Raw genomic sequence first — 8,641 nt, forward strand, 5'->3', positions numbered from 1 at the left:
GGGCGATGATCGCGGCGTTCGCGGCGCAGCTGATCGCGGCCGGGGTGCCGCCGTCGCCGCTGGATGTGGCCACCGACCCGGGCCTGCCGGTCGTTTGCGCGAGCGTGCGAGTCCCCGGTCGACACGCCGGGTGAGCTGCCGTTTCTGCGCACGCTCGCGGCTGAACAGGCCCGATACCGAGGAAGCACCGCCCCCACCTTGAGTGCTAGCACTCTCGTGTATAGAGTGCTAGGTGGCAGTCGGACGATTCCTGGCTCGGCACCCGCGACGACGACGCGAGGGCTCGCACGAATGCCGAACACCTTAAGTAAGTACGTTCCGATGCGACCAGGCAGCGAACCGGGTCGCATCCAGACAATGTGGAGGGCTCCAATCGTGGCGAGCGTGAACATCAAGCCACTCGAGGACAAGATCCTCGTTCAGGCCAACGAGGCCGAGACCACGACCGCTTCCGGTCTGGTCATTCCGGACACTGCCAAGGAGAAGCCGCAGGAAGGCACCGTCGTTGCCGTCGGCCCCGGCCGGTGGGATGAGGACGGCGACAAGCGGATTCCGCTGGACGTCAAGGAAGGCGACGTCGTGATCTACAGCAAGTACGGCGGTACCGAGATCAAGTACGCCGGCGAGGAGTACCTGATCCTGTCCGCGCGCGACGTGCTGGCCATCGTCGGCAAGTAGCCAAAGCAGACACCGTGCCCGCCCCGGAGGTCCCCGTAGTACGGGTGATGTCCGGGGCGGCACGCGTGACGGGAAAGGGTTGACATTCGTGAGCAAGCAGATTGAGTTCAACGAGGCCGCCCGCCGGGCCTTGGAGACCGGCGTCGACAAGCTGGCCGACGCGGTTCGGGTCACGCTGGGCCCGCGCGGCCGCGCCGTGGTGCTGGCCAAGTCGTTCGGCGGCCCGACGGTGACCATGGACGGCGTCACGGTGGCCCGTGAGGTCGACCTGGAGGACCCGTTCGAAAACCTCGGCGCCCAGTTGGTGAAGTCGGTGGCCACCAAGACCAACGATGTCGCCGGCGACGGCACCACCACCGCCACCGTGCTGGCCCAGGCCATCATCTCCGGCGGGCTGCGCAACGTCGCGGCCGGCGCCAACCCGATCGCGCTGGGCGCCGGTATCGCCAAGGCGGCCGACGCGGTATCCGAGGCGTTGCTGGCCGCGGCGACCCCGGTCTCCGGCAAGGAGTCGATCGCCCAGGTGGCCAACGTGTCCTCGCGCGACGAGGAGATCGGTGAAATGGTCGGCGAGGCGATGACCAAGGTCGGCAGCGACGGCGTGGTCAGCGTGGAGGAGTCCTCGACGCTCTCCACCGAACTGCAGATCACCGACGGCGTCGGCTTCGACAAGGGTTTCCTGTCGGCCTACTTCGTCACCGATTTCGACTCGCAGGAGGCCGTCCTGGAGGATGCGCTGATCCTGCTGCACCGCGACAAGATCAGCTCACTGCCCGACCTGCTGCCGTTGCTGGAGAAGGTCGTCGAGGCGGGCAAGCCGCTGGTGATCATCGCCGAGGACGTCGAGGGCGAGCCGCTGTCGACGTTGGTGGTCAACGCGATCCGCAAGACGCTCAAGGCCGTCGCGGTCAAGGCACCCTACTTCGGCGACCGTCGCAACGCGTTCCTGGAGGACCTCGCGATCGTCACCGGCGCGCAGGTGATCAACCCCGACGTCGGCCTGACGCTGCGGGAGGCCGGCCTGGACGTGCTGGGTTCCGCACGCCGGGTGGTGGTCTCCAAGGACGACACCGTCATCGTTGACGGCGCCGGTACCGCCGAGGCGATCGCCGCTCGCGTCAAGCAGCTGCGCGCCGAGATCGAGGCGACCGACTCCGACTGGGACCGCGAGAAGCTCGAGGAGCGGCTGGCCAAGCTGGCCGGCGGCGTGGCGGTGATCAAGGTCGGCGCGGCCACCGAGACCGCCCTCAAGGAGCGCAAGCACCGGGTCGAGGACGCGGTGGCGGCGGCCAAGGCCGCCGTCGAGGAGGGCATCATCACCGGCGGCGGGGCCGCGCTGGTGCAGGCCCGCGGGGCACTGTCGGAGCTGGCGTCCTCGCTCAGCGGTGATGAGAAGCTGGGCGTGGAGGTGTTCGCCGCCGCGCTGAGCGCACCGCTGTACTGGATCGCCAGCAACGCCGGTGTGGACGGCGCGGTGGTGGCCAGCAAGGTCGCCGAGCTGCCGGCCGGGCAGGGCTTCAACGCCGCGACGCTGACCTACGGCGATCTGGCCGCCGACGGGATCGTCGACCCGGTCAAAGTGACCCGGTCCGCGGTGCTCAACGCCGCCTCGGTGGCACGCATGGTGCTGACCACCGAGACGGCGGTGGTGGACAAGCCGGCCGAGGAGGCCGCCGACGGCCACGGCCACCACGGGCACGCGCACTAGCCACCGCGCTTGCCGCGCGACAAGACGCGAAAGCCCCCATTTCGGCTCCGGAATGGGGGCTTTCGCTGGGGGTACCGCCCGCTTACGGGGGACTGCTCGGCGGCCTTGATGCGCCGGTCCGTTTATAACCGCCGAGAACGGGTACTGATTCTCCGCGTCGTCGATCAGGACGGTGTATTGAAGGCGCTGTAAAGGAGATCACGATGGACCCAGTGGCGGCTACTGAATTTCTGGCCCGCTCCACCACGTTGACCAGTGTCGGGTGGATCGGCTACATCATTATCGGAGCCATTGCCGGCTGGATAGCAGGCATGGTCATGAAGACCAAGTACGGCCTGCTTACCGACGTTGTTGTGGGCGTTGTCGGCGCGCTGATCGGCGGTTTTCTGCTGAGCTTCGTCGTGGACACCGCGAGCGGCGGTTGGTGGTTCACATTGTTCACTGCAATCCTGGGCGCAATCATCCTGCTGTGGCTGCTGCGCCTGTTCGGCCGCGAGGCGTAAGGGGCAAGAGAAATGGTGAAATACGTTGCGGTTGCGGCCATGGCCGTCGGTGTACTGCTGTCCAGTGGGTGCTCGGCGTCGAAGGTGATGAATACCGGAGGCGACACCCGATGCAAGGATTTCGTCGAGCAGGACGAGAAGAAGCAGGACGACGAAATCAGCAAGATGCTCAAAGACAAGAGCGGCGCGGACCCCTCCAATCTGGAGATTTCGGCGACCCGGCTGTCGGTTTCGACTTACTGCAAGACGGTGGGAACGCCGGACAGCAAGATATCCGAGGCGCCGCACGGCTGAGCACGCTGTGACACCCGGAATTCCGGCCCGGCGCACTGCGATCTGTGCCGGGCCGGAATTGGCGTGCCCCCGGTGAATGAGTCCGCCTTGTTTTAGAGTCCTGTGGCCCCCGGTGGGGGCTGGAAGGGACGATGAAGAACATGGCTGGCCGGAAGAAGCATTCCGCCGAGGACATCGTGCGCAAGCTGCGCCGTGCCGATGAGCTCGCTGCCGCGGGCAAGACCAACGAGGAGATCGCCGCCGAGCTGGAGGTCTCGCCGGCAACGCTGTACAACTGGCGCCGCAGCTACGGCGGCATGGACGTCGACGCCGCCAAGGAACTGCGCGAGCTACGTGAGCAGAACAGCCGATTGAAGCGGTTGCTGGCCGAGGCCGAGCTGGAAAAGGACGCCCTGCGGGAGGTGGCCAAGGGAAAATTTTGAGCCCGGACGCCAGGCGCCGCGCCGTGGACATGCTCAAAGAGGTCTTGGGCCTGTCGGAACGGTTGGTGTGCAAGGCGGTCGGGCTCGCCCGCGCCACCTACCGCCGCACCCCGATCGCGCAGACAGCGGCCGATCCCGACGCCGAGCTGCGGGCCTGGCTGCGTGCCTATGCCGCCAAGGAGCCCTGCCACGGGTTCCGGCGGGCCTGGGCGGCGCTGCGCTATGACGAGCACCGGCAGGTCAACAAGAAGAAGGTGCACCGGCTGTGGGCCGAGGAAGGGTTGCAGCGCCGCGTGCACAGTCCTCGCAAACGGGCCGGGCAGTCGACGTGGGCACCCGAGATCGAAGCCGATGCACCGAAGGTGGTGTGGGCGCTGGATTTCCAGTTCGACTCCACCATCGACGGCCACGCGGTCAAGATCGCCTCGATGCTCGACGAGCACACCCGTGAATCGCTGCTGAACATTGTGGAGCGCTCGATCACCGGCGACCGGCTCGTCGACGAACTCGAGCGGGTGTTCACCATCGCCGGCGGACCGCCGATGGTGCTGCGGATGGACAACGGCCCGGAGATGATCTCCCAAGCGCTGCAAGCGTTCTGCGAGGGCAAAGTGGGCCTGTCCTACATCCCGCCGGGTACCCCGTGGAACAACGGTCACATCGAATCATTCAACAACCGGCTACGAAGGGAGTGCCTCAACCGCAACCACTGGACCAGTCTGCTCGAAGCCCGCGTCGTCATCGGCGACTTCAAGCACGACCACAACCACCGGCACCGCCACTCAGCCCTGGGCTACCTGACCCCAGCCGAGTACGCTGCCCGATGCAGCCACACCCACCACCCCGTGGCCTGCGAGATCAACTGAAACCGGTACAACACAACCTGGCTCTACAACCAGGTGGACCGACTATCGGGGACCTGCCAGAATGGTCGCCGGAATGACCCGAAAACGGGTGCTAGAAGAAGTTGCTGAAAAGCAGGTTGATCGAGTCGAACAGGGCCTGGAACGGATCGCTGTTGGCGACCCCGTGCCACAGTAAGGCGCTGAGCCAGGCGTCGAAGGCGTTGATCTCGCTGTTGTCGATCTCGATGTAAGTCAGCATGCCGTCGACGGTGGTGGTCGCGTCGGCGATCTGGTCGGGGGTCAGGCCCAGGTACTCCACGTGGGGGCCGAAGATCCCCAGCAGCGCGCCCCACAGGCCGTAGTTGTCATACGCGTCGGCGAAGTTGGAGACCGGGTCGTCGGGCAGACCGTAGATGGTTGCCGAGTACAGGTCGGTGGGGGTCAGGTTGCCCAGCACCTCGGTCAGGCCGAACAGCTTGAGCAGGTAGTCCGAGAGATCCTGGCCCAACGTTGCGTACATGGCGGCTTCCAGGTACTGCCAGATGCCGTCCGGGGTCGACGGGTCGCCGATGAACACGAAGTGCAGCGAATCGGCGGGTATGCCCGCTTCGGCGAGTCGGGACATGGCGATCGACGCTGCGGTGGCGCTCTGGGAATAGGCGAAGATCGTCAGCGGGTTATCGGCGTCGAATGCGCCCGGGTTGGCGGCGAACTGGTTCTGGACGGCGAGCGTGATCAGCGACGCGCCGGTGAGGCTGCTCGGGCCCTGCTGAAACAACTCAGGTGTCGTGAGCACCTGCAACGGGGCGCTGCAGGGGTCGGTGCCGTCCATGTAGCAGACCGTCGAGTCGGTTGAGCCGCCATTGAATCCCAGCGGGTTCAGGTACAGGTTCTCGGCGGATCGCGCGTATTCCGGCGACGGGGTCGGCTGGCCGGTGCCGCCGAGGATGAGCGCGGTCTGGCTGCCGGCCAGCGGGCCGTCGACGGCCAGCAGTGCCGCCTCGAGCAGCAGCGAACCGACCGGCGTGCTGGACGCGGCGCCGGTCGAGGCGATGATCAGGCCGGCGGCGGCGAACCCGGAAATTGCCTTGTTGACGCCCCGACGCCGCGGTTTCAGGGTTTTAGGGCAACCCCCCATGCTGTGCATCACATGTGATTATCACATTCTCATCTTTGAGTCTAGGGTTCTCGCCATCGTCGAGAAGGTGCGTCGGCATCGAACTAGGAGGGCCCATGGATCGACAGACCTATGAGCGGGGCCGCGAGATCCGCGCGGCCGTGCTCGGCGAAGCGTATGTGGCCCAGGCCGCCGCCGGTGATGACTTCGCCGCGCCGTTTCAGGACTTGGTCACCGAATACTGCTGGGGTGCGGTGTGGGGACGCGACGGCCTGTCGCGCAAGACCCGCAGCATGCTCAACCTCGCGATGATCGCGGTGCTCAACCGGCCCAACGAACTGCGCACCCACGTCAAAGGGGCACTCACCAACGGCGTCACCCGCGAGGAGGTCCGCGAGATCTTCATGCAGGTGGCGATCTACGCCGGCGTTCCCGCGGCGGTGGACAGCTTCCGGATCGCCCGCGAGGCGTTCGCCGAATACGAGAGCAGCCGATGATCGGCTTCATCGGCCTTGGCAACATGGGGTTTCCCATGGCGGGCCGGTTGGCGGCAGCCGGCCGCGAACTGATGGTCTACGACACCCGCGGCGAAGTGATCGACCGCGCAACGACGTTCGGCGCCCACGCTGCCTCCTCACCGCAGCAGGTGGCCGACCGGGTGGAGATCGTGCTGGCCAGCCTGCCGTCGTTGCAGGCGTCTTCGGCGGTCGTCGAGGCGGTCGCCGAGGCGGTGGCCGGCGGCGCGAAGACTAAGCTGTTCATCGACCTGTCAACCGTGGGAAGCGCTGTCGCGCAGCGCAATCACGCCACATTGCAGGCTTGCGGCGTCGCGGCCCTGGATGCCCCGGTCAGCGGCGGCGTCGGCGGGGCATCGCAGGGCAGCCTGGCCATCATGGTCTCCGGGCCACGCGCCGCGTTCGACACCGCCAAGGCGCTGCTCGGCGAGCTCGGCCGCCCGGTGTTCGTCGGTGAGAAGCCCGGCGCCGCCCAGACGATGAAACTGGTCAACAATCTGATGGCGGCCACCACGCTGGCCGCCACCGCCGAGGTCATGGTGATGGGCGTCAAGGCCGGCCTCGACCCGCAGGCGATGATCGACGTGCTCAACGCCGGCTCGGGCGGAACCCATGCCAGCCGCGACAAGTTCCCAAAAGCGGTGTTGCCCAGGACGTTCGACTACGGCTTCGCGACCGGACTGATGGTCAAGGATGTACGGCTGTACTTGGCCGAGGCCGGTGCCCTGGGCCTGCCGAGCCAACTCGCCGACACGGTGGCCGCGCTGTGGGAGTCGACGCTGCGAGAACAGGGCCCCGAATCCGACTTCACCTGCATCGTCAAGGTGCTGGAGAGGACCGCCGGGGTGACGGTGGGCAACTCAGAAGAAGTTGCCGAACAGCAACTGCAGTGAATCCCAGAGGCTCTCGAACAGACCGCTGTTGGCGGCCCCGCCGCTGAACACCGCGTCGAGCCAGGCGGTGAGGCCGTTGATGTCGGTGTCGTCGATGTTGACGTAGGTCAGGGCGCCGTCGACCGTGGTGGTGGCGTCGGCGACCTGCTCCGGTGTCAGCCCCAGGTACCACACGTGCGGCCAGAGGATATCCAGCATCGCGCCGAGCAGTCCCTTTTCGTCGAAGACGTCGGCGAAGTTGGAGACCGGGTCACCGGGCAGCCCGTAAATGGTTGCCGCATACAGGTCATTCGGTGTCAGGTTCCCCAGCACGTCGGTCATTCCGAACAGGTTGAGCACATAGCTCGTCAGATCCGGGCCGAGCGTCGCCTGCATCGCCGCTTCCAGGTGCTGCCAGATGCCGTCCGGGGTGGAGGGGTCGCCGATGAAGACGAAGTGCAGCGAGTCCAGCGGGATGCCCGCCTCGGCGAGTCGGGTCATCGCGATCGACTCGGCGGTGGCGCTTTGTGAGTAGCCGAAGATCGTCAGCGGGTGTTCGGCATCGAACGCCCCGGGGTTGGCATCGAATTGGTTCTGCACGGCGAGCACGATCGCCGACGCGGCGGTGAGACTGCTCGGTCCCTGCTGGACCAGTTCCGGCGTCGTCAGCACCTGCAGTGGGGCGCTGCACGGGTCGGTACCGTCCATGTAGCAGACCGTCGAATCGGTCGAGCCGCCGTTGAACCCCAGCGGATTCAGGTACAGGCTCTCGGCGGACCGCGCGAACTCAGGCGACGGCGTCGGTTCGGTCGTTCCGCCGAGGATGAGCGCCGTCAGGCTGCCCGTCAGTGGGCCTTCGGCGGCCAGCAGTGCCGCCGCCGCGTGCACCGACGAGCCGACCCCCACCCCGGCCGTAGCCGCCATCACGGCGACTGCGGCGGCCTGCGCAACCGTGCTTTTGATCCCGCCCCGTTTTTTCACCGCTTGTGCTTATCACACGCTGATATTGCGCCCGGGGGTTTTTTGCGATCGCTGACGCCGGCGAAGTTTCAGAGCATGCCGGGCGGGAAGCGTAACGGTGTTGCCGTCGGTGAAACCGGATAACGGCGCGATTTCAACCCCAGCGGGGTCACCGGGGTCTTCCGGGCTCAGCCGCTGGGTCGCAGGCAGCGCAGCGCGGCGTGCCGCTCGGATTCCGACATGCCGCCCCAGATCCCGTAGGGCTCACCCACGGCAAGTGCGTGCGCACGGCACTGCTCCAGCACCGGGCAGCTGCGGCACCACCGTTTGGCGTTCTGCTCCCGCTGAGCCCGGGCGCGGCCGCGCTCCCCATCGGGCGGGAAGAACACCGACGAGTCAACGCCCCGGCACGCTCCTCGGAGTTGCCAATCCCATACGTCCGCATTGCGGCCGGGCAGCTGCTCAACCTGTGGCATGGGAACCCCTCTCAAAACTGGTCGACCGGATCGGTTGCGGCCGTTGAGGTGTCTGGTGGTGCGCGTAAAACAGCGCCGGCGGTATCCGGCGCTGGGGGGACCGTAACGAAAGCGTCTGAAGTTAGACCTACGGGACCGTTAAGAAAGGCTGGCCTAAGGCGGTGGACATTCCCTGAGAGCGGATGTTCTTCCGGGCGGACGGCGCGACGTTGACCCGGCCGCGTAACGTCGCGCAGCGATGACCGAGGACC

General features: G+C 66.6%; 10 protein-coding genes and 1 pseudogene. 8 read left to right on the top strand and 3 right to left on the bottom strand.

Features of this window, described 5'->3' with window-relative positions; genetic code table 11:
* The 6 genes and pseudogenes from DQP56_RS20335 to DQP56_RS20360 all read left to right on the top strand — a co-directional run.
* Positions 1-134 (top strand): annotated as a pseudogene (locus DQP56_RS20335) (tRNA (adenosine(37)-N6)-threonylcarbamoyltransferase complex transferase subunit TsaD); the annotation flags it as partial.
* Positions 135-375: 241 nt separating this feature from the next.
* On the top strand, positions 376-678 hold the full coding sequence (groES, locus tag DQP56_RS20340) for a co-chaperone GroES (RefSeq protein ID WP_019736720.1): 303 nt from the start codon (positions 376-378) through the stop codon (positions 676-678).
* Between the two features lie 88 nt (positions 679-766).
* Positions 767-2,386, top strand: coding sequence for a chaperonin GroEL (gene groL / locus DQP56_RS20345; RefSeq protein WP_112688533.1), 1,620 nt, complete (start codon positions 767-769; stop codon positions 2,384-2,386).
* Between the two features lie 203 nt (positions 2,387-2,589).
* Positions 2,590-2,889, top strand: a complete 300-nt coding sequence (locus DQP56_RS20350) for a GlsB/YeaQ/YmgE family stress response membrane protein (RefSeq protein ID WP_112688535.1) — start codon at positions 2,590-2,592, stop codon at positions 2,887-2,889.
* 12 nt (positions 2,890-2,901) lie between these two features.
* Positions 2,902-3,183, top strand: coding sequence for a hypothetical protein (locus DQP56_RS20355; RefSeq protein WP_112688537.1), 282 nt, complete (start codon positions 2,902-2,904; stop codon positions 3,181-3,183).
* Between the two features lie 140 nt (positions 3,184-3,323).
* Positions 3,324-4,471, top strand: a protein-coding gene (locus DQP56_RS20360; RefSeq protein WP_435673889.1) for an IS3 family transposase whose coding sequence is annotated in 2 segments (ribosomal slippage) — positions 3,324-3,591 and positions 3,591-4,471 — 1,149 coding nt in all. Because the reading frame shifts where the segments join, the coding sequence is not laid out codon by codon here.
* A gap of 91 nt (positions 4,472-4,562) precedes the next feature.
* Here the strand turns inward: DQP56_RS20360 and DQP56_RS20365 are convergent.
* Positions 4,563-5,597, bottom strand: coding sequence for a PE-PPE domain-containing protein (locus tag DQP56_RS20365; protein ID WP_234825750.1), 1,035 nt, complete (start codon positions 5,595-5,597; stop codon positions 4,563-4,565).
* An 86-nt stretch (positions 5,598-5,683) separates the two neighbouring features.
* Here DQP56_RS20365 and DQP56_RS20370 point away from each other — a divergent pair, with 86 nt between their 5' ends.
* Both DQP56_RS20370 and DQP56_RS20375 read left to right on the top strand, forming a co-directional pair.
* Positions 5,684-6,064 (top strand): carboxymuconolactone decarboxylase family protein, encoded by a 381-nt coding sequence (locus DQP56_RS20370; RefSeq protein WP_112688541.1) that lies wholly within the window; start codon positions 5,684-5,686, stop codon positions 6,062-6,064.
* The gene (locus tag DQP56_RS20375) at positions 6,061-6,975 is read left to right on the top strand and encodes an NAD(P)-dependent oxidoreductase (protein ID WP_112688543.1); all 915 of its coding nucleotides are present in this window, start codon (positions 6,061-6,063) and stop codon (positions 6,973-6,975) included. The genes DQP56_RS20370 and DQP56_RS20375 overlap by 4 nt, the downstream gene beginning before the upstream one ends.
* Here the strand turns inward: DQP56_RS20375 and DQP56_RS20380 are convergent.
* Both DQP56_RS20380 and DQP56_RS20385 read right to left on the bottom strand, forming a co-directional pair.
* A complete protein-coding gene (locus DQP56_RS20380) occupies positions 6,943-7,935 on the bottom strand; it encodes a PE-PPE domain-containing protein (protein WP_234825751.1) in 993 nt (330 codons plus the stop codon). The two genes, DQP56_RS20375 and DQP56_RS20380, sit on opposite strands and share 33 nt — an antisense overlap.
* Positions 7,936-8,102: 167 nt before the next feature.
* On the bottom strand, positions 8,103-8,390 hold the full coding sequence (locus DQP56_RS20385; RefSeq protein ID WP_041318590.1) for a WhiB family transcriptional regulator: 288 nt from the start codon (positions 8,388-8,390) through the stop codon (positions 8,103-8,105).
* Between the last annotated feature and the right edge of the window lie 251 nt (positions 8,391-8,641).

This window comes from Mycolicibacter senuensis, assembly GCF_003284925.1.
Lineage (GTDB): Bacteria > Actinomycetota > Actinomycetes > Mycobacteriales > Mycobacteriaceae > Mycobacterium > Mycobacterium algericum_A.

What these genes read in the sequence shown, in the direction of transcription:
- DQP56_RS20350 (WP_112688535.1), top strand. Translation starts at nt 2,590, where the DNA reads ATGGACCCAGTGGCGGCTACTGAATTTCTGGCCCGCTCCACCACGTTG.
- DQP56_RS20355 (WP_112688537.1), top strand. Translation starts at nt 2,902, where the DNA reads ATGGTGAAATACGTTGCGGTTGCGGCCATGGCCGTCGGTGTACTGCTG.
- DQP56_RS20365 (WP_234825750.1), bottom strand. Translation starts at nt 5,597, where the DNA reads ATGCACAGCATGGGGGGTTGCCCTAAAACCCTGAAACCGCGGCGTCGG.
- DQP56_RS20370 (WP_112688541.1), top strand. Translation starts at nt 5,684, where the DNA reads ATGGATCGACAGACCTATGAGCGGGGCCGCGAGATCCGCGCGGCCGTG.
- DQP56_RS20375 (WP_112688543.1), top strand. Translation starts at nt 6,061, where the DNA reads ATGATCGGCTTCATCGGCCTTGGCAACATGGGGTTTCCCATGGCGGGC.
- DQP56_RS20385 (WP_041318590.1), bottom strand. Translation starts at nt 8,390, where the DNA reads ATGCCACAGGTTGAGCAGCTGCCCGGCCGCAATGCGGACGTATGGGAT.